Annotated in this window: 16 protein-coding genes; 3 read left to right on the top strand and 13 right to left on the bottom strand. The window is 73.2% G+C overall.

Going from position 1 to position 18,279, the window contains the following annotated elements:
• Positions 1 to 23: 23 nt before the first annotated feature.
• The 8 genes from H7X46_RS05550 to clpS all read right to left on the bottom strand — a co-directional run bounded on the left by H7X46_RS05550 (position 24) and on the right by clpS (position 8,010).
• Complete coding sequence (locus H7X46_RS05550; protein ID WP_186358385.1) at positions 24 to 1,583, bottom strand: dynamin family protein; 1,560 nt, start codon at positions 1,581 to 1,583, stop codon at positions 24 to 26.
• A complete protein-coding gene (locus H7X46_RS05545; RefSeq protein ID WP_186358384.1) occupies positions 1,580 to 3,430 on the bottom strand; it encodes a dynamin family protein in 1,851 nt (616 codons plus the stop codon). The genes H7X46_RS05550 and H7X46_RS05545 overlap by 4 nt, the downstream gene beginning before the upstream one ends.
• 92 nt (positions 3,431 to 3,522) lie before the next feature.
• Complete coding sequence (locus H7X46_RS05540) at positions 3,523 to 4,938, bottom strand: hypothetical protein (RefSeq protein WP_186358383.1); 1,416 nt, start codon at positions 4,936 to 4,938, stop codon at positions 3,523 to 3,525.
• Between the two features lie 254 nt (positions 4,939 to 5,192).
• Positions 5,193 to 6,140 carry a cysteine synthase gene (locus H7X46_RS05535; protein WP_186358382.1) on the bottom strand — a complete coding sequence of 316 codons (948 nt, stop codon included), beginning with the start codon at positions 6,138 to 6,140 and terminating at the stop codon, positions 5,193 to 5,195.
• A 65-nt stretch (positions 6,141 to 6,205) separates the two neighbouring features.
• Complete coding sequence (locus H7X46_RS05530; RefSeq protein ID WP_186358381.1) at positions 6,206 to 6,481, bottom strand: MoaD/ThiS family protein; 276 nt, start codon at positions 6,479 to 6,481, stop codon at positions 6,206 to 6,208.
• 118 nt (positions 6,482 to 6,599) lie between these two features.
• A complete protein-coding gene (locus tag H7X46_RS05525) occupies positions 6,600 to 7,097 on the bottom strand; it encodes a M67 family metallopeptidase (protein WP_186358380.1) in 498 nt (165 codons plus the stop codon).
• A gap of 68 nt (positions 7,098 to 7,165) precedes the next feature.
• Positions 7,166 to 7,717 carry a DUF2017 domain-containing protein gene (locus tag H7X46_RS05520; RefSeq protein WP_186358379.1) on the bottom strand — a complete coding sequence of 184 codons (552 nt, stop codon included), beginning with the start codon at positions 7,715 to 7,717 and terminating at the stop codon, positions 7,166 to 7,168.
• Positions 7,714 to 8,010 (bottom strand): ATP-dependent Clp protease adapter ClpS, encoded by a 297-nt coding sequence (gene clpS, locus H7X46_RS05515; protein WP_186358378.1) that lies wholly within the window; start codon positions 8,008 to 8,010, stop codon positions 7,714 to 7,716. The genes H7X46_RS05520 and clpS overlap by 4 nt, the downstream gene beginning before the upstream one ends.
• A 38-nt stretch (positions 8,011 to 8,048) precedes the next feature.
• Between clpS and H7X46_RS05510 the strand changes: the two genes are divergently transcribed.
• Positions 8,049 to 9,356, top strand: coding sequence for a nicotinate phosphoribosyltransferase (locus H7X46_RS05510; RefSeq protein ID WP_186358377.1), 1,308 nt, complete (start codon positions 8,049 to 8,051; stop codon positions 9,354 to 9,356).
• A complete protein-coding gene (locus H7X46_RS05505) occupies positions 9,353 to 9,913 on the top strand; it encodes an isochorismatase family protein (protein ID WP_186358376.1) in 561 nt (186 codons plus the stop codon). Before H7X46_RS05510 ends, H7X46_RS05505 begins: the two co-directional genes overlap by 4 nt.
• A 50-nt stretch (positions 9,914 to 9,963) precedes the next feature.
• Here the strand turns inward: H7X46_RS05505 and H7X46_RS05500 are convergent, their stop codons facing one another.
• The gene (locus H7X46_RS05500; protein WP_186358375.1) at positions 9,964 to 10,860 is read right to left on the bottom strand and encodes a thioesterase family protein; all 897 of its coding nucleotides are present in this window, start codon (positions 10,858 to 10,860) and stop codon (positions 9,964 to 9,966) included.
• Positions 10,861 to 11,007: 147 nt separating this feature from the next.
• Between H7X46_RS05500 and H7X46_RS05495 the strand changes: the two genes are divergently transcribed.
• Positions 11,008 to 13,074, top strand: a complete 2,067-nt coding sequence (locus H7X46_RS05495; RefSeq protein WP_370588623.1) for an ATP-dependent DNA helicase — start codon at positions 11,008 to 11,010, stop codon at positions 13,072 to 13,074.
• 852 nt (positions 13,075 to 13,926) lie between these two features.
• Here H7X46_RS05495 and H7X46_RS05490 read toward each other — a convergent pair.
• The 4 genes from H7X46_RS05490 to ctaD all read right to left on the bottom strand — a co-directional run bounded on the left by H7X46_RS05490 (position 13,927) and on the right by ctaD (position 18,164).
• Complete coding sequence (locus H7X46_RS05490) at positions 13,927 to 14,340, bottom strand: hypothetical protein (RefSeq protein WP_186358374.1); 414 nt, start codon at positions 14,338 to 14,340, stop codon at positions 13,927 to 13,929.
• An 89-nt stretch (positions 14,341 to 14,429) separates the two neighbouring features.
• Positions 14,430 to 15,152: a peptidyl-tRNA hydrolase gene (locus H7X46_RS05485; protein ID WP_370588622.1), complete on the bottom strand. Its 723-nt coding sequence runs from the start codon at positions 15,150 to 15,152 to the stop codon at positions 14,430 to 14,432.
• On the bottom strand, positions 15,149 to 16,408 hold the full coding sequence (serB, locus tag H7X46_RS05480) for a phosphoserine phosphatase SerB (RefSeq protein ID WP_370588621.1): 1,260 nt from the start codon (positions 16,406 to 16,408) through the stop codon (positions 15,149 to 15,151). The genes H7X46_RS05485 and serB overlap by 4 nt, the downstream gene beginning before the upstream one ends.
• A gap of 1 nt (position 16,409) precedes the next feature.
• On the bottom strand, positions 16,410 to 18,164 hold the full coding sequence (gene ctaD, locus H7X46_RS05475; RefSeq protein WP_186358373.1) for a cytochrome c oxidase subunit I: 1,755 nt from the start codon (positions 18,162 to 18,164) through the stop codon (positions 16,410 to 16,412).
• Positions 18,165 to 18,279 lie beyond the last annotated feature (115 nt).

Here is an 18,279-nt window from a genome sequence, read left to right as displayed (position 1 = left end):
CCTGTCCCCGCCGCGGCCGCCGGTCATGAGCAGTCCACTACTCGTCCGGCGGGCCACCCGTGCCCCACCGCGGGTGGGCTGCTCATGCCGGGGGCCCGGGCGGCCTCGGTGGCGCCGAGCAGCAACCCCTCGCAGGTCCGGACCAGGACCCGGCAGGCCTCGCGGACGTCCCGCCCGGACGACGGGTGCTCGGCCCGGCGCTGCCACTGCACCAGGGCCAGCTGCGCCGCCCGCACCGCCTCGTCCCGGCCGGATCCCACGGGCAGCCCGAGCCGGGACAGGGGGTGCACGCCGTCCCCGCCGAGCAGCCGTTCCGCGGTGGCGCGCTCGGCGTCGGCGAGCAGCAGGGCGCCCGACCGCAGGGTGTCCAGCAGCCGGATCTCGGCGAACTCGTGGGCGCCCGCGGTGACGAGCTCCAGCTCGTGCATCAGCGGCGCCGCCGCGGGCACCGGGTACCGGCGCAGCACCGACTCGACCGCGCGCAGCGCAGAGCGGGCCTTGAGCACGTCCGCCCGGCCGGTGAACCGGCTGGTCAGCGCCTCGCGGAACGGGGTGAGGCCGCTGCGGTGCAGCAGCTCGGCGGACAGCGCGGCCGCGGTCGTCGCCACCCCGGACTCGACGAGCTGCACGCTCAGCCGGACCCCGAACAGGCCGAACCGGTCGAGCAGGGCGGCGCGCCGCGCGGGTTCGACGTCGCAGGTCGACTCGGCGCGCGCGAACCGGGCCGCGGTGAGGGTCAGCCGGTGCACCTCGTCCTCCCCGGCCTCGGCCAGCGACGCGAAGGCCCGGAACTCGTCCTCGCGCAGGGTCGCGGCGGTCGCCGCGAGCAGGCCGGCCACCGGCAGCACGGTCTGGCAGAGCGCCCGCACCCGCGGGTCGGCGGCGTAGCGGGCGGCGACCCGGGCCGCGGACTCCAGCGCCCCCGGCCGGCCGTGCCCGACCTCGTCGGCGCGGGCGAGCACCCCGATCGTGTTGACCGGGCGGCGTTCGGCCGGGTCGTCCCGGAACGCCTCCAGGAAGTCGACGTCGGTGGCGTGCAGGTGCCGCATCAGGTGGACGACGGCGTCGACGGCGGCCGGTCCCTCGCCGTCGCCGGGGACCAGGGCGGCGGTCGTCAACCCGGACAGCTCGTGCGAGAGCGAGTCGAGCCCGGGGGTGTCGACGAGGGTGATCGCGCGCAGCGCCGGGGACGGCCAGTCGACGACGACGTGGTCGATCTCGCCGGCGGTGAGCCCGCCGAGGTCGGCGGCGCCGCCGGTGGGTCCGGGCGGCAGCGGGACCCGCCGCCCGGACCGCAGCCGGGCCTCGACGCGGTAGGTGTGGCCGTCGCGGTACCAGGTGACGACCCGGGTGCACTCCCCCGCGTCGGTCGCGGCGAGGTCCTGCCCGACCAGGGCGTTGAGCAGCGTCGACTTGCCCGCCTTGACCCGGCCGGCGATCGCCACGCGCAGCGGTTCGTCGAGCCGGGCCGTGGCGGCGAGCAGCTCGGGCATGGCCGGCCCGCCGCCGTACACGCCGCAGGCCCGGTGGAGCAGGCCGCGGACCCGGTTGACCAGGGTCGGCGGGGCCGGGGGCCGGGTCATCGCGGGGCCCCGGCCGGTTCGCCGCGGACGCGTTGCAGGTGCGCGGCCAGGTCGTCGAGCCGGGCCCGCAGCATCGCCAGCGACGCCAGGTCGGACTCGATGCGCTCGCGCGCGCCGGCGTCGCTCTCGCCGGTGCGGGCGGCCTCCTGGGCGGCGGCCAGCCCGGCCGCGGCGGACCGCTGCAGCTCGGCGACCCGCTCGGACCACGCGCCGCGCAGTTCCCGCTGGACGTGCCGGATCGCGTCCCGGGAGTCCTTGCCGACCTGCATCTGGAACTCGTCGACGAACCGGCGGACGGTCTGCTTGGCCTCGTTGCGGCGCTTCTCCAGCTGCCGCTTGCGTTCCTCCCGGAACCCCGAGCGGCCCATCAGGAACGCCGGGACGAGCCCGAACGGGGCCGGGATGCCGAGCGCGGCCATGTTGGTGAGCAGCGTGAACATCAGGAAGCCGCCGTAGGCCTTCTGGAACGCCGCCATCCCGGCGCCCTTGGCCTTGCGCTCCACGAACGCGGCGTCGACGGTGAACGCGTCGAGCAGCTCGACCGGCGCGGCGACCTCACGGGCGGTGACGATCTCGGACTCGGCGAGGTCGAAGTGCTCGCCGACGGCCTGGGCGACCTCCTTGGCGCGGCGCACGAACAGGCCGTAGTTCGCGAGGGCCTCGCCGGCGAGCCGCTGCCGGATCCAGTTCTCGAACTCCGGCCAGTTCTGGGCCGGGTCGCCCTCGTCGATGGCGGCCTCGGCCTCGATCAGCGCGGTGCGGGCGCGGGAGCGCAGGTCGTGGTCGACGTCGGAGGCGATGTCGGCGAACCCGTCGTTGAGCACGAGCTGCCACTTCGAGGAGCGTTCCCGCAGCGCGTCGGCCTTCTCCTTGGCCGCGGTGAGCGCGGCGAGCTGCGCGGCGACGCCGGCCGGGTCGGCGAGGGCGTCCCGCCGCGCCGTCGCGACGACCTCCATCTGGGACAGCGCCGAGCGCAGGTGGACGACGACGGTGTCGATCGCGATGCGTTCGGCCCCGGCGAGGACGTCGTTGATCCGCCGGACGAGCTCGGGGAAGCCCGACTCGTTGTTGAGTTCCTGGTCGGCGTCCTTCGCCGCGAGCGAGCGGATCTCCGAGGAGACCGCGACGGCGTCGACGGCGATACCGGCCCGTTCGAGGTGCGCGCGGTTCAGCTCGAGGATCCGCGGCCAGTGCGGGTAGAGGTCGGTCTTGGTGAGCACCAGCAGCAGCTGCGGGCACAGCTCGCGGACGGTCGTCAGGAACCGCATCTCGGCGGCGGTCAGCTCCTGGGATGCGTCGGTGACGAACAGCACCGCGTGCGACTGCGGAAGCGAGCTGACCGCCGCCGCGTTGGCGGGCGCACCGAGCCCGCCGACCCCCGGGGTGTCGATCAGGACGAGGCCGGTGGAGAGCAGCTGGCGGGCGATGCCGACGTTCACCGAGCGGAGCCGGCGGCTGTTGCCGGGGTTGCCGGCCTCGGAGACGTAGCCTGCGATGTCCGATGGGTTGATCGGCTCGGTCCAGCCGGGCCCTCCGGATCCGGGTGCGGACTCGAACGCGGCCGTGGCGCTGAGCTTCTCGGCGTAGGCGATCCGGGTCGGGACGGCGGTGGCGACGTCGTCGTCGACCGGGCAGACCGGGGCGGTGAGCAGGGCGTTGATCAGCGAGCTCTTGCCCTGCTTGAACTCGCCGACGACGTGCACGGTGACGGCGCCGTCCTCCAGCAGCCTGCGGGCGGTGCGCAGCCGTTCGGCGAGGTCCTCGCGGTCGTAGGCCCGCGCGCCCTTGACCGCCATGTCCAGGGTCTCCAGGACGTGGCGGGCAGCGGCACCGGTCGTGGCAGGCATGCGGGACTCCTCCGCTGGCGCGAGCGAGCAGCCGTCCGGGCACGGGCCCGGACGACTGCTTCACTCGTCCCGACGGGGTCGGGTGCTACAGGTCAGCCCACGGTGTCCATCGTCTCGACCGCGTCGCCGCCGGTGTCGCCACCGCCGTCGCCGCCGCGGTCCTCCCAGCCGCCGGAGGTGCTCACCGGCTCGGGCGCGGCGAAGGTCTCGTCGCCGCCGGTCTCCTCGCGGAAGACGGGGGCCTCGTCGTCGCCCTCGGACTTGGCCTGCTGGTTGAAGTTCGAACCCCCGCCACCGGCGCCAGCCTGCTGCTGGTTCTGGAAGATGTCCCCGCCGTCCTCGTCGCCACCGGACTTGGCCTGCTGGTTGAAGTTCGAACCCCCGCCACCGGCACCGGCCTGCTGCTGGTTCTGGAAGATGTCGCCGCCGTCGTCATCGCCACCGGACTTGGCCTGCTGGTTGAAGTTCGAACCCCCGCCACCGGCACCGGACTGCTGCTGGTTCTGGAAAATGTCCCCGCCGTCGTCATCCCCACCGGACTTCGCCTGCTGGTTGAAGTTCGAACCCCCGCCACCAGCACCGGACTGCTGCTGGTTCTGGAAAATGTCCCCGCCGTCTCCGTCGTCCCCACCGGACTTGGCCTGCTGGTTGAAGTTCGACCCACCACCCACGGCGCCAGCCTGCTGCTGGTTCTGGAAAATGTCCCCGCCGTCGTCATCCCCACCGGACTTGGCCTGCTGGTTGAAGTTCGAACCCCCGCCACCAGCACCGGACTGCTGCTGGTTCTGGAAAATGTCCCCGCCGTCTCCGTCGTCCCCACCGGACTTGGCCTGCTGGTTGAAGTTCGACCCACCACCCACGGCGCCAGCCTGCTGCTGGTTCTGGAAAATGTCCCCGCCGTCTCCGTCGTCGCCGGACTTGGCCTGCTGGTTGAAGTTCGAACCCCCACCCACGGCGCCGGCCTGCTGCTGGTTCTGGAAAATGTCGCCGCCGTCTCCGTCGTCCCCGCCCGACTTGGCCTGCTGGTTGAAGTTCGAACCCCCACCCACGGCGCCGGCCTGCTGCTGGTTCTGGAAAATGTCGCCGCCGTCTCCGTCGTCCCCGCCCGACTTGGCCTGCTGGTTGAAGTTCGAACCCCCACCGCCGGCGCCGGCCTGCTGCTGGTTCTGGAAAATGTCGCCGCCGTCTCCGTCGTCCCCACCGGACTTGGCCTGCTGGTTGAAGTTGGAGCCCCAGGTCTCGATGTAGTCGTGGCGGTAGTCGCAGTGGCCGGGGCACAGGGCGAACTCGCCGTGCGCGGGGCAGTGGTACGGGGGCGGCGTGGTCTGCTGCTGGTTCTGGAAGATGTCCCCGCCGTCGTCGTCGCCGGACTTCGCCTGCTGGTTGAAGTTCGAGCCCGCGACACCGAGGCCTGCGCCGGCCTGCTGCTGGTTCTGGAAGATGTCGCCGCCGCCGTCGTCCCCGCTCGCGGCCTGCTGGTTGAAGTTCGACCCGGACACCGTGGTCATCGCGTTCACCTCTCCTGTGGACCGGACCCCGTGGTTCCGGCTCGCTGGGAGAAGGCTGGCCCGCCGGCGGGTCGGGGACATGAGTACCGCGGTACTCATCTCCTCGCGCGGCCCTGCTCAACGGGCGACGGCCCCCGACGCCGCACAGGGTGGACGGGCACCGCACGAGTTGCAGCCTGTGCGGCGAGCCCCGAACCTGTGCGGCGACACGTGCGACGTGCGGCACGCCCCGACCAGGCCGGCCGCCGCCCGCGTCAGGCCCAGAGATGCCCGTCGATGGCCTGGGCGGCGGAGCCGAGGTCACCCGAGTAGGCCCCGGTGGAGAGGTACTTCCAGCCGCCGTCGGCGATGATGACGGCGATGTCGGCGCGTTCCCCGGCGTCGACGGCCTTCTGGGCGGCACCGAGCGCGGCGTGCACGATCGCCCCCGACGAGATCCCGGCGAAGATCCCCTCCTGCTCGACGAGCTGGCGGGTGCGGCGCAACGCGTCGTACGACCCGACCGAGAACCGTCCGGTCAGGACGGACTCGTCGTAGAGCTCGGGGACGAAGCCCTCGGACAGGTTCCGCAGGCCGTAGACGAGCTCGCCGTAGCGCGGCTCGGCGGCGATGACCTGCACGTCAGGCTTGTGTTCGCGCAGGTAGCGGCCGGCGCCGACCAGGGTGCCGGTGGTGCCCAGGCCGGCGACGAAGTGGGTGACCGACGGCAGGTCGCGCAGGATCTCCGGGCCGGTGCCGCGGTAGTGCGCGTCGGTGTTGGCCGGGTTGCCGTACTGGTAGAGCATCACCCAGTCGGTGTGCTCGGCGGCAAGCTGCTTGGCGACGGCGACGGCCTGGTTGGACCCGCCGGCCGCCGGCGACGAGATGATCTGCGCGCCGTACATGGCGAGCAGCTGGCGGCGTTCCTCGGAGGTGTTCTCCGGCATCACGCAGATCAGCTGGTAGCCCTTGAGCTTGGCCGCCATGGCCAGCGAGATGCCGGTGTTGCCGGAGGTGGGTTCCAGGATGGTGCAGCCGGGTGTGAGCAGCCCCTGCTTCTCCGCGTCCTCGATCATGGCCAGCGCCGGCCGGTCCTTGATCGAGCCGGTGGGGTTGCGGTCCTCCAGCTTCGCCCACAGCCGCACGTCCTCCGACGGCGACAGCGACGGCAGCCCGACCAGCGGGGTGTCGCCGACGGCGTGCAGCAGCGAGTCGTAACGCACAGGTCCTCCTCGTGATCCGGCGCCGGGCGGGAGCCCCCGCCCGGCGACCCGCGGATCAGCGCAGCTCAGCGACCGCCGGCGACGGCCGGGAGGATCGTCAGCGTCGAGGACTCCTTGACGGGGGCCTCGAGGCCACCGGCGAAGCGGACGTCCTCGTCGTCGACGTAGATGTTGACGAAGCGGTGCAGCTTGCCCTCGGTGATGAGGCGGTCCTTGATGCCGCTGTGCCGCGACTCCAGGTCGTCGATGACCGCGGCGACGGTGTCACCCTTCGCCTCGACGGTCTTCTCGCCGCCGGTGTGCGTGCGAAGGATGGTGGGGATGGAGACGGAGACGGCCATCTGGTGTGTCACTCCTGTGTCGTTGCCATGGTGGTCAGGGGTCCTTGACGCGGCAACGCGACCGGTGCCCGGCGACATTCCCGCGTGACCGCCGCACGCGGGTGCGTGCCGACGGGGTTCAGGTCCGGTCGGGGACGTCGTCGGAGCCGGTGTGGGCGAACATGTAGGACTCGACGACCTGCAGGTCGTCCTCGACGAGCTCCCCGTCGGCCAGCCGGAACGAGCGCACCTCGGGCTCGGCGTCGGCGGCGGTCAGCCCCACGATCAGCCAGTGCTGGTCGGGCGTCCACTCCATCTGGGCGACGTCCTTCTCCGAGGGGTAGGCCTCGGGCAGCCCGCTGTCGGTCAGGGGCCGGCGCGGGACGCGGGTGTGCGAGTGCACGACGAGCATCCGGCGCTCGCCGCGGGCGTCGAGCTCCCGCTCGAGCTTGATGTCCTCGGCCGGGGAGAACGCGAAGTCGCTCTCGAGCTGGTCGGCGTTGCTCATCGGCACGTACCGCTCCGGCCGCGCACCACCGGCCTCGGGGCCGACGAGCTGCCCGCACGCCTCGAGCGGGTAGTCCCGCCGGGCGTGCGCGACGATCTCGTCGAGGAGGTCCTTCCGGATGGCCAGCACGCCGCCGAGGATACGGGGCGGCCGCGCGGGGCCGCACGTCCCTCGGTGACGGCTCACAGCCCGGGCCGCTACAGGGCGGCGACCCGCACGCGGACCAGCGAGTCCTGCACGTAGGTCAGCCAGTGGTAGACGCCGAGGTGCTGGGACCGCGGGTCGTCCTCGGGCAGCTGGTCGGGCATGTCCTCGCTGACGTCGAGCGCGGTGCCCAGCGCCAGCCGGACGTCGTTCAACGCGGCCAGCCAGTCGTCGGCCTGGGCCGCGGTGAGCTCGAGCCGCCCGCCGGCCTCGGGCAGCGTGTCCAGCACCGTCTCGGCGGCCCGGTCCTTGGCCTCGATCAGCTCCGGCTCGTGCAGCGAGCGCAGGCCGGCGGCGAGGTCGGAGTCCTCGGTGGTGAAGTCGGGCAGCAGCCGGGCCAGCACCCGGTCGGTGGGGCGGCTGGTCGGCCCGGTGCGGATGCCGGTGAGCTCGGCGAGCTCGTCGGCGGGGGCCAGCGCGGCGCGGCCGGCGAGCATCTGGCGGATCTCGGTGAACAGCCCGCGCAGGACGGCGGCCTCCTCCCCGGAGAAGCCCGTGGTGAACCGGACGCGGTCGCCGCGACCGCTGCGCTTCCAGCCGTTCATGTGCGCTGCATGGTGGCCCACAGGCCGGCGGCGTGCAGCTGCGACACGTGGCCCTCCACGGTCTCCTTGTCCCCGGACGACACGGCGGCCTTGCCCTTGTGGTGCACGTCGAGCATCAGCGCGGTCGCCTTCGGCTCCGGGTAGTGGAAGATCTTCTGCAGCACGTACGTGACGTACGACATCAGGTTGACCGGGTCGTTCCACACGATCGCCTGCCACGGCGTGTCGGGACTGGTGGCCTCGTCGAGGTCCGGCGAGACCTTCTCGGTGTGCGACGGGGACGGCGCGGACATGCACCCCATGGTGGCACAGCCGGGCTTAGGCTCCACTCATGACCGGTTCCGTCCCGGGGGGGTCGACCGCCCTCCTGACCGACCGCTACGAGCTCACGATGGTGGCCGCCGCGCTGGCCGACGGCGCCGCCGACCGCCGCTGCGTGTTCGAGCTGTTCGCCCGGCGGCTCCCCGACGGCCGCCGCTATGGCGTCGTCGCCGGGACCGGGCGGCTGCTGGACGCGCTGGCGCGGTTCCGGTTCGGCCCGGCCGAGCTGGAGCTGCTCGCACCGTTCGTCGACGCCGACACCCTGGAGTGGTTGCGCGACTACCGCTTCACCGGGGACATCGACGGCTATCCCGAGGGTGAGCTGTACTTCCCCGGCTCCCCGATCCTGACCGTCACCGGGACCTTCGCCGACGCCGTCGTCCTGGAGACGCTGGCGCTGTCGATCTACAACCACGACTGCGCGATCGCCTCGGCCGCGGCCCGGATGGTCGGTGCCGCTGCGGGCCGCCCGCTGATCGAGATGGGCTCGCGGCGCACCCACGAGGAGGCGGCCGTGGCCTCGGCCAGGGCGGCGTACCTGGCCGGGTTCGCGACGACCTCCAACCTGGCGGCCGAGCAGCGGTACGGGATCCCCACCGCCGGCACGGCCGCGCACGCCTGGGTGCTGCTGCACGACGACGAGCTGACCGCGTTCCGCAGCCAGGTCGCCGCCCTGGGCACCGACACCACGCTGCTGGTCGACACGTTCGACATCCGCAAGGGCATCGCGAACGCCGTGGAGGCGGCCGGGACCGGGCTGGGTGCGGTCCGGATCGACTCCGGCGACCTCGGCGAGCTGGCCCGCCAGGCCCGCGAGCAGCTCGACGCGCTCGGGGCGACCTCGACCAAGATCGTGCTGTCCGGGGATCTCGACGAGTACGCGATCGCGTCGCTGCGGGCCGAGCCGGTGGACTCCTACGGTGTCGGGACGGCGCTGGTCACCGGCTCCGGCGCGCCGACCGCGGGGATGGTCTACAAGCTCGTCGAGGTCGACGGCCGCCCGGTGAGCAAGCGGTCCAGCTCGAAGGAGTCGCGGGGCGGGCGGAAGTCGGCGCTGCGGCGGTTCAAGCCGACCGGGACGGCCGTCGAGGAGGTCGTGTACCCCGGCCACGCCGAACCGGACCTCGGCCCGCACGACCGGGTGCTGCCGGTACCGCTGGTCCGCCGCGGCGAGCCGACCCCGGAGGCGTCCGCGGCCACCCTCGAGGACGCCCGCGAGCGGCTCCGGGCAGCGCTGGTCGCCGTACCGTGGGAGGGGCTGAAGCTGTCCCGCGGGGAACCCGCGATCCCGACCACGTTCCTGGAGGGGTCCCGATGAGCCGGGCACTGATCGTCGTCGACGTCCAGAACGACTTCTGCGAGGGCGGCGCCCTCGCCGTCGACGGGGGTGCGGCCGTGGCCGCCCGGATCGGGCCGCTGGCCACCGGCGGGGACTACGCGCACGTCGTCGCCACCCGGGACCGGCACGTCGACCCGGGCCCGCACTTCTCCGACGCCCCGGACTTCGTCGACTCGTGGCCGCCGCACTGCCGGGCGGGGACACCGGGCGCGTCGTTCCACCCGGAGCTGGACGTGGGGCCGATCGAGTGCGTCTTCGACAAGGGCGCCTACACGAGCGGCTACTCGGGGTTCGAGGGCGCCAGTGACCACGAGTCGGGGACCCGGCTCGCCGACTGGCTGGACGAGCGCGGGGTCACCGACGTCGACGTCGTCGGCATCGCGACCGACCACTGCGTGCGGGCGACCGCGCTGGACGCGGCCCGGCTGGGCCTGTCCACGCGGGTGCTGCTCGGGCACTGCGCCGGCGTCGCCGAGGACACCGTCGCTCGCGCCCTGGCCCAGCTGCGCGAGGCCGGGGTCACGATCGCGGAGTGAGCGACGGTCGTGGAGCGGCGCGCGCCCCACGACCGTGACCGCTCAGCCGCTCAGCTCGCGAACCGGAACGGGGCCAGCGCCTCGGCCAGGCGGACCGGGTCGCCGTCCTCGCCGGGGGCGTGGTGGAAGCCCTCGGCCTCGGCCAGCCCGATGAGGCGGCGCTCGTCGAAAAGGCCGCAGACGTAGCGGACGGTGTCCTCGCCGATCTCCTCGACGCCGACCCGCAGCTGGTAGATGCCCGGGTAGTGCACCTGGGACAGGTACTGCACCGACAGCGTCGACGGCGACAGGCCGTCCAGCGGGCCGCCGGCCGGGTAGCCCAGCACGTCGGCGTGCAGCTCGGCGATCCCGGCCAGGTACCACGAGGCCAGGGCGACGTTGTTCACGTGCCGGTTCGTGTCGAGGTCGGTGAACCGGGTCCGCACGTCCCAGCGGAAGGGGTAGTTCTCCCGGACGGTGCGGGCGTCGCCGCGCTCGGGGCGGGGCGAGGCGGGGGCGTCGATCCGCAGCGTGGTCAGCGCGCCCCGGACCTCGTCGGTCAGCGGGGCCGGGTTCGTGCCGTCGGTGTGCACCGAGGTGGACTCGCCGGTGGCGACGCACTCGTCGCCGGCGAACACGGCGTAGCGGTAGGAGAACGACGTGGTGCCGATCCGGCTCACGCCGACGCCGATCCGGTAGGACCCGGTGACGCGCAGCGGGGCGAGCACGTCGACCCGGATCGCGGCGAGGAGCAGCCGGACGCGGGACTGCAGGCGGGCGACCAGGTCGGCGCCGAAGGTGTCGCGCTCGACGGCGACCCGGGCGTCCTCGAACCAGCGGACCAGGGCGTCGCGGCCGATCCGCCGGCTCGGGTCGAGGTCGGCGTAGCGCGCCTCGTGCTCGATCAGCACCGGGAACTCGCCCGGCTGCGGGACCGCGGGGTTCTCAGTCGTGGTTGCAGCTGTCACCCCTCCATCGTGACCCTGTGTCGCCGCTCACCGGGCACCGGCCGTCCGATATCACACATCGTGAACGAGTGAGCGACGCAGTGTGCGCGTCCGGGCGGTCGCCCCGGTCCGGCCGTGGGCGTCGGGGGTGCTCGGTAGCCTCGCCTGGTGCCCGCTTCCCTGCAGACCCGTGACCTGCCCGGTGTGCACGAGCTGCTGGAGGCGGCCGTCACCTCGGTCGGCGGGTCGCGCCGCGAGGGCCAGGACCGGATGGCCGACGCCGTGCGCCGCGCGCTGTCCTCCGGCGAGCACCTGGCCGTGCAGGCCGGCACCGGCACCGGGAAGTCGCTGGCCTACCTGGTCCCGGCGATCCGGCACGCGATCGCCCGGGACACCACTGTCGTCGTGTCGACGGCGACGATCGCGCTGCAGCGCCAGCTCGTCGACCGGGACCTGCCACGGATCGCGAAGAGCCTGAAGAAGGTCCTCGGCCGGGAGCCGACGTTCGCGATCCTCAAGGGCCGCCGCAACTACCTGTGCCTGCACAAGCTGCACGGCGACATGGGCGACACCGCCGACGAGCCCGACGAGCTGTTCGACGCGTTCGCGATCTCCGCCATGGGCCGCAACGTGAAGCGGCTGCACGAGTGGGCCTCCGACACCGAGACCGGGGACCGCGACGAGCTCGTGCCCGGGGTCCCCGACGCGGCCTGGCGGCAGGTGTCGGTCACCGCCCGGGAGTGCCTGGGTGCCTCCCGCTGCCCGGTCGGCGAGGACTGCTTCGCGGAGAAGGCCCGGGCCGAGGCCGGGCGGGCGGACGTCGTCGTCACCAACCACGCGCTGCTCGCGATCGACGCGATGGGCGAGGCGCAGGTGCTGCCCGAGCACGACGCCGTGATCGTCGACGAGGCGCACGAGCTGGTCGACCGGGTCACCGGCGCCGCCACCGCCGAGCTGACCGCCGGTGTCGTCGCCACCGCGGCCCGGCGCTGCGGCAAGCTCGTCGACCAGGAGCTGGCCGACCGGCTCGACGAGGCCGGTGAGGGGCTCGCCGCCGTGCTGGAGGACCTGCCGCCCGCGCGCTGGGAGTCGCTGCCCGCCCCGGCCGCGGGCGCGCTGAACGCGATCGTGTCCGCCGCCGCGGGCTGCCGGCAGGCGCTGGGCGCGAACAAGCGCTCCGACGACGCCGACCCCGACGGCGCCGCGGCCCGCAAGCTCGCCCTCGCCGTGCTCGACGAGGTGTCCGAGACCGCGGTCCGGCTGGTCGACACGTTCGCCGAGCAGGACCCGGCGAAGCGGCGGGACGTCGTCTGGCTGGGCGAGCAGGGCCCGGACGGCTCCCGGCACAAGGTGCTGCGGGTCGCGCCGCTGTCGGTCGGCGGGCTGCTGCGGGAGCGGCTGTTCAACACCCGCACGGTCGTGCTGACCTCGGCGACCCTGGCGCTGGGGGGTTCGTTCGACGCGCTGGCCCGCCAGTGGGGGCTCCCCGCGTCGCAGCCGAAGGAGAAGGGCGACATCCCGCCGGCGACCGAGGAGGGGCACGGTCCCGTCCAGGACCCGGAGGCCCCGCGCTGGACCGGGCTCGACGTCGGCTCCCCGTTCGCGCACGGCCGGTCCGGGATCCTCTACCTGGCGCGGCGGCTCCCGGCGCCCGGCCGGGACGGCCTCGCCCAGGCGACGCTCGACGAGATCGAGGGCCTGGTCCGGGCCGCGGGCGGGCGGACCCTCGGGCTGTTCTCGTCCACCCGGGCCGCGAAGCAGGCGACCGAGGCGCTGCGCGGCAAGCTCGACACCCCGCTGCTCTGCCAGGGCGACGACGCGACGATGCTGCTGGTCAAGCGGTTCGCCGAGGACGAGGAGACCTCGCTGTTCGGGACGCTGTCGCTGTGGCAGGGCGTCGACGTCCCGGGCCCGTCGCTGTCCCTGGTGATCATCGACCGGATCCCGTTCCCCCGGCCCGACGACCCGCTGGTCGCGGCCCGGCAGAAGGCCGCCGACGCCCACGGCGGCAACGGTTTCCTGTCGGTCTCGGCGACCCACGCGGCGCTGCTCCTCGCCCAGGGCACGGGCCGGCTGCTGCGGTCCACCGACGACCGCGGCGTCGTCGCGATCCTGGACCCGCGGATCGCCACCGCCCGCTACGGCGGGTTCCTGCGGGCGTCGCTGCCGCCGTTCTGGGAGACGACCGACGTCGAGAAGGTCCACGGCGCGCTGCGCCGGCTCCGGGGCGCCTGACGGGGGCGGCGGGAACGCGCTTCGATACCTCGCCGAGCGGTGAGCCGCACACATCGGCCCCAAGCGGGGCCACAACGCGCTGATCGAACCCCCGTCGGACGGTGACCTGCACCTTTCCGCCCGGGACAGGACAGAACCGCGCTGATCAACACCTGACCCCGCGACGAGCCGCACACATCCGCCCCGAGCGGGGCGACAACGCGCTGATCGATCCCACGCCGGACGGTGACCCGCACCTTCCCGCCCAGGGCAGGGCAGAACGCGCTGATCAACACCCGGCCCCGCGACGAGCCGCACACAATCGCCCCGGACGGGGCAAGAACGCGCTGATCGATGCCCCGCCGTGCGGTGAACCGCACGCATCCGCCCCGGCCGGGGCGACAACGCGCTGATCGAACCCCCGCCGGACGGCAAGCCGCACCTTCCCGCCCGGGACAGGGCAGAACCGCGCTGATCAACACCCGACCCCGCGACGAGCCGCACACAATCGCCCCGAGCGAGGCGACAACGCGCTGATCGATCCCTCGCCGGACGGTGAGCCGCACAGATCCGCCCCAGACGGGGCGACAACGCGCTGATCGAACCCCGCCGGACGGCGACCCGCACCTTCTCGCCCAGGGCAGGGCAGAACCGCGCTGATCAACACCCGGCCCCGCGGCGAGCCGCACACATCCGCCCCGAGCGGGGCAAGAACGCGCTGATCGATGCCCCGCGGGGCGGTGAGCCGCACAGATCCGCCCCCAGACGAGGCGACAACGCGCTGATCGACCCCCCCACCTGGCCGTGGGCCGCACGTTCTCGCCCCGAGCACGAAGCAGGGCGACATCGTGCTGCCCGATCCGGGCGCGGACGTCACGCCAGGGCGGTGATCCCGCCGGGGGTGCTGAGGAACGTGCCGCGACCCGGGATCCCGCTCGCCGCGCAGGCGTCGGCCAGTGCCCGGGCCCAGGCCCGGTCCGCCGGCAGCGGCCGGTCCGGCCCCAGGCGTTCCCAGGTCAGGACCACCGCGCCCGGTCCCTGATCGGTGGCCAGCTGCGCGCGCAGGCCGCCGAGGACCTCCGCCAGCCGCTCGGCGGTCTCCGGACCCGGTTCGGCCGGCATCTCCGTGATCGGCACGATCACCGGTGCCTGGACGCCGTCGCCGTCCACGAACATGATCCACAGCTGCCGGTCGGTGGTCGCGGCGCCGACCAGCATGGTCACGCGCTCGTGCACGTCCGCGGCGGTGCGCAGGGCGGGTAGCTCGCTGATGTGGGGTGTCGTCATCGGGCCAGGATGGGTGCGTACCCCACCGGACCGGGCCGGTTCCGCGGGGACGGGCCGGTCGGGCGTTCGCGATCGCGAATCTCGACCCGTCAGCGCGCCAGGCAGGTCACCGTCCCGGGGTCGACCTCGGTGAACCCGGCGTCCCGGACGGCGACCAGGTCCGCCGCGCCGGACGCGAGGTCCGCGCACAGCCGGTCCCAGGCCTGCGGGGAGGGGGTCCGCACCGCGCACCGCGGCACGTCCGCCGGCTCCGCGACCGGCCAGCCCCGGACGGCGGCGAGCAGCATCGACGCGTGCCCGACCTGGGCGGCGGCCTTCCCGACCGTCATCGGCACCCGCGGGTTCAGCCACACCAGCGGCGCGCCACCGGGCACCGGGCCGGGCTCGTCGGGTTCCAGCTCGGTGCCGCCGATCTGCAGCCGGGAGACCGTCTTCGGGGCGTCGTCGACGGGTCCGGGCAGCAACGCCCTCGCCTCCGCGCCGCCGACCTCGACGGTCACGCCGGGCAGCTCCTGCACCGCCCGCCAGTGCGCGCCCCGGGCCCGGCGGGCGATCTTGCGGATGCGGCCGTCGACCCAGGCCGCCACGGCGTCGTGCCACGGCCCGCCCGGCTGCGCGCGGGGATCCAGGCAGACCGCCACCGCCGCGGTCGCGGCCGCCTCCAGCAACGGGGTCCGCGCGGGCAGCGGGTCGCGCTCGATCCGCAGGACGACCGGCATCGCACGGACGACGCCGTCGGCCTCCGGCGGGATCTCCCGGCGGGTCGCGCCGGTGCCGTACCGCGCGGCGAGCAGGTCGACGACGGAGCTCACGCGATCGGGACGCGCCGCAGCACACCCTCGGCGGCGTCTGCGGCCTCCACCTCGTGCCGGGTGATGCCCAGCACGAACAGCACGACGTCGAGGTAGGGCACCGACACCGAGGTGTCCGCGACCGCGCGCAACGCCTGCTTCGCGTTGAACGCGACCCCCAGCCCGGCGGTGGAGAGCATGTCGATGTCGTTCGCGCCGTCGCCGACCGCGACCGACTGCTCGAGCGGAACGTCGTGCGCCTCGGCGAACCGGCGGAGCGCGACGGCCTTGCCGGGCCGGTCCACGATGTCGCCGAGCACCCGGCCGGTGAGCTTCCCGCCGACGATCTCCAGCTCGTTCGCGGCGACGAAGTCGAGTTTCAGCTCGTCCGCGATGGGGCCGATGACCTGGGTGAACCCGCCGGACACCACCCCGCACTTGTAGCCGAGCCTGCGCAGCGTGCGGATCGTCGTCCGGGCGCCGGGGGTGAGCTCGATCTCGGCCGCGACCTCGTCGACGACCGACGCGGGCAGCCCCTCGAGGGCCGCGACGCGCCGGGTCAGGGACTCGGTGAAGTCCAGGTGCCCGGACATCGCCTCCTCGGTGACCCGCCGGACCTCGGCCTCGATGCCCGCGCCGGCCCGGGCGGCGAGCATCTCGATGACCTCGCCCTGGATCAGGGTCGAGTCGACGTCGAACACGATCAGCCGCTTGCTCCGGCGGGCGAGCCCGGCCCGGGACACCGCCACGTCCACCCCGGCGTGGTGGGCCACCTCGACCAGGCGCTTGCGCAGCGTGCCCGGCGGGTAGGAGTCGGCGTCACCGTCCGGCACCGGCGAGACGAGCAGCTCCAGGCCGGTCACCGGGTAGTCGGCGACCCGGCGGATCGCGTCGATGTTCGCGCCGACCGCGGCGAGCTCGGCGGCGATGGCGCCGAACGCGCGGGCCGTGATCGGCCGGCCCAGCACGGTCACGACGTGCGTCGACTGCCGGCGGGGCGCGACGTCGCCGTTCCGCTGGATCTCGATGTGCACGGCCATGCCGATGGAGTCCATCGCCTCGCCGACGGACTCCTGCAGTTCCTCCGCGTCGCCCTCCGGCACCACGAGGGCGCCGAGGGTGAGCCGCCCGTTGACGACCACCTGTTCCAGGTCGAGCAGCTCGACACCGGCGGCGGTGAGGGCGGCGAACAGGACGGAGCTGACACCGGGCCGGTCCGGCCCGGTCACCGTGACGAGCACGGTGGGCCGGGTCGGATCGGAGGGGAAGACCGACACCTCAGTTGGACTTGGGGTCGTCGTCCGGCATGGACTCCTTGCCGACCTCGTGGGCCAGCACCTCGGTCGGGTGGGCCTTCCCGCCGACGTGCGCCTCGGCGCGCGCCTTCTCGACCAGGTGCGGGTAGTGGAGGTCGAACGCCGGGCGCTCGGAGCGGATCCGGGGCAGCTCGGTGAAGTTGTGCCGCGGCGGCGGCGACGAGGTCGCCCACTCCAGCGAGTTCCCGAAGCCCCACGGGTCGTCGACGCCGCAGACCCGGCCGAACCGGTAGCTCTTGAACACGTTGTAGAAGAACGGCAGCGTCGACGCGCCGAGGATGAACGCGCCCAGCGAGGACACCGTGTTCAGCGTGGTGAACCCGTCGGAGGCCAGGTAGTCGGCGTAGCGGCGCGGGTAGCCCTCGTTACCCAGCCAGTGCTGCACCAGGAACGTCATGTGGAACCCGACGAAGGTGAGCCAGAAGTGGACCTTGCCGAGGGTCTCGTCGAGGAACCGGCCGGTCATCTTCGGGAACCAGAAGTAGACGCCGGCGAACGTGGCGAACGCGATCGTGCCGTAGAGCACGTAGTGGAAGTGCGCGACCACGAAGTAGGTGTCCGACACGTGGAAGTCCACCGGCGGCATCGCGAGCAGGATGCCGGTCAGGCCGCCGAACAGGAACGTGACCAGGAAGCCGACCGAGAACAGCATCGGCGTCTCGAAGGTGATCTTGCCCCGCCACAGGGTGCCGACCCAGTTGACGAACTTGATGCCGGTGGGGATGGCGATCAGGAACGTCGTGAAGGAGAAGAACGCCAGCAGGACCGCGCCGGTGGCGTACATGTGGTGGGCCCACACCGCGACCGACAGCGCCGCGATCGCGACGGTCGCGAAGACCAGGCTCTTGTAGCCGAACAGCGGCTTGCGGGAGAACACCGGGAAGATCTCCGAGACGATGCCGAAGAACGGCAGCGCCACGATGTAGACCTCGGGGTGGCCGAAGAACCAGAACAGGTGCTGCCAGAGCACCACGCCGCCGTTCTCCGGGTTGAACACGTTCGCACCGAGGTGCCGGTCCGCGGCCAGGCCGAACAGGGCCGCGGTCAGGATCGGGAACGCGATCAGGATCAGGATCGCCGTGATGAAGATGTTCCAGGTGAAGATCGGCATCCGGAACATCGTCATGCCGGGCGCGCGCATGCAGACGATCGTCGTGATGAAGTTGACGCCGCCGAGGATCGTGCCCAGACCGGACACGGCCAGGCCCATGATCCACAGGTCGCCGCCGACGCCCGGCGAGCGGATCGCGTCGGACAGCGGGGTGTAGGCGAACCAGCCGAAGTCGGCGGCGCCGCCCGGGGTCAGGAAGCCGGAGACGACGATGGTGCCGCCGAACAGGAACAGCCAGTACGAGAACGCGTTCAGCCGGGGGAACGCCACGTCGGGCGCGCCGATCTGCAGCGGCACGATGTAGTTCGCGAAGCCGAACACGATCGGCGTCGCGAACAGCAGCAGCATGATCGTGCCGTGCATGGTGAACAGCTGGTTGTACTGCTCGGTGGACAGGAACTGCAGCTCCGGGCGCGCGAGCTCGGCGCGGATGAGCAGCGCCATCACGCCGCCGATCGCGAAGAACGCGAACGACGTGCAGAGGTACAGGATCGCGATGTCCTTCGGATCCGTCGTCCGCAGCATCTTGAGGAACGTGGATCCCTTGCCCTCCCGGCGCGCCGGATACGGGCGCGTCGAGATCGGCTTGGGCTCGACCGCTGTCACTGGGCCTCCATGCACTTGCCTGACCTGAGCACGTCCTCGCGGACGGGTGGACTCTACTTCCCGACCGGCGAACGGCACCCGTCCGGGCCGGAAGATCCGCCGTGGGGCTCCGGAC

The organism is Pseudonocardia sp. C8 (assembly GCF_014267175.1).
GTDB lineage: Bacteria > Actinomycetota > Actinomycetes > Mycobacteriales > Pseudonocardiaceae > Pseudonocardia.
The sequence above is the reverse complement of the archived record's forward strand: the minus strand, read 5'-3'. Positions and strand labels throughout refer to the sequence as shown.

Excerpts from the sequence above, each read along its gene's own strand:
- H7X46_RS05550 (WP_186358385.1), bottom strand. The coding sequence starts at position 1,583 with ATGACCCGGCCCCCGGCCCCGCCGACCCTGGTCAACCGGGTCCGCGGC.
- H7X46_RS05545 (WP_186358384.1), bottom strand. The coding sequence starts at position 3,430 with ATGCCTGCCACGACCGGTGCCGCTGCCCGCCACGTCCTGGAGACCCTG.
- H7X46_RS05540 (WP_186358383.1), bottom strand. The coding sequence starts at position 4,938 with ATGACCACGGTGTCCGGGTCGAACTTCAACCAGCAGGCCGCGAGCGGG.
- H7X46_RS05530 (WP_186358381.1), bottom strand. The coding sequence starts at position 6,481 with ATGGCCGTCTCCGTCTCCATCCCCACCATCCTTCGCACGCACACCGGC.
- H7X46_RS05520 (WP_186358379.1), bottom strand. The coding sequence starts at position 7,717 with ATGAACGGCTGGAAGCGCAGCGGTCGCGGCGACCGCGTCCGGTTCACC.
- clpS (WP_186358378.1), bottom strand. The coding sequence starts at position 8,010 with ATGTCCGCGCCGTCCCCGTCGCACACCGAGAAGGTCTCGCCGGACCTC.
- H7X46_RS05510 (WP_186358377.1), top strand. The coding sequence starts at position 8,049 with ATGACCGGTTCCGTCCCGGGGGGGTCGACCGCCCTCCTGACCGACCGC.
- H7X46_RS05505 (WP_186358376.1), top strand. The coding sequence starts at position 9,353 with ATGAGCCGGGCACTGATCGTCGTCGACGTCCAGAACGACTTCTGCGAG.
- H7X46_RS05490 (WP_186358374.1), bottom strand. The coding sequence starts at position 14,340 with ATGACGACACCCCACATCAGCGAGCTACCCGCCCTGCGCACCGCCGCG.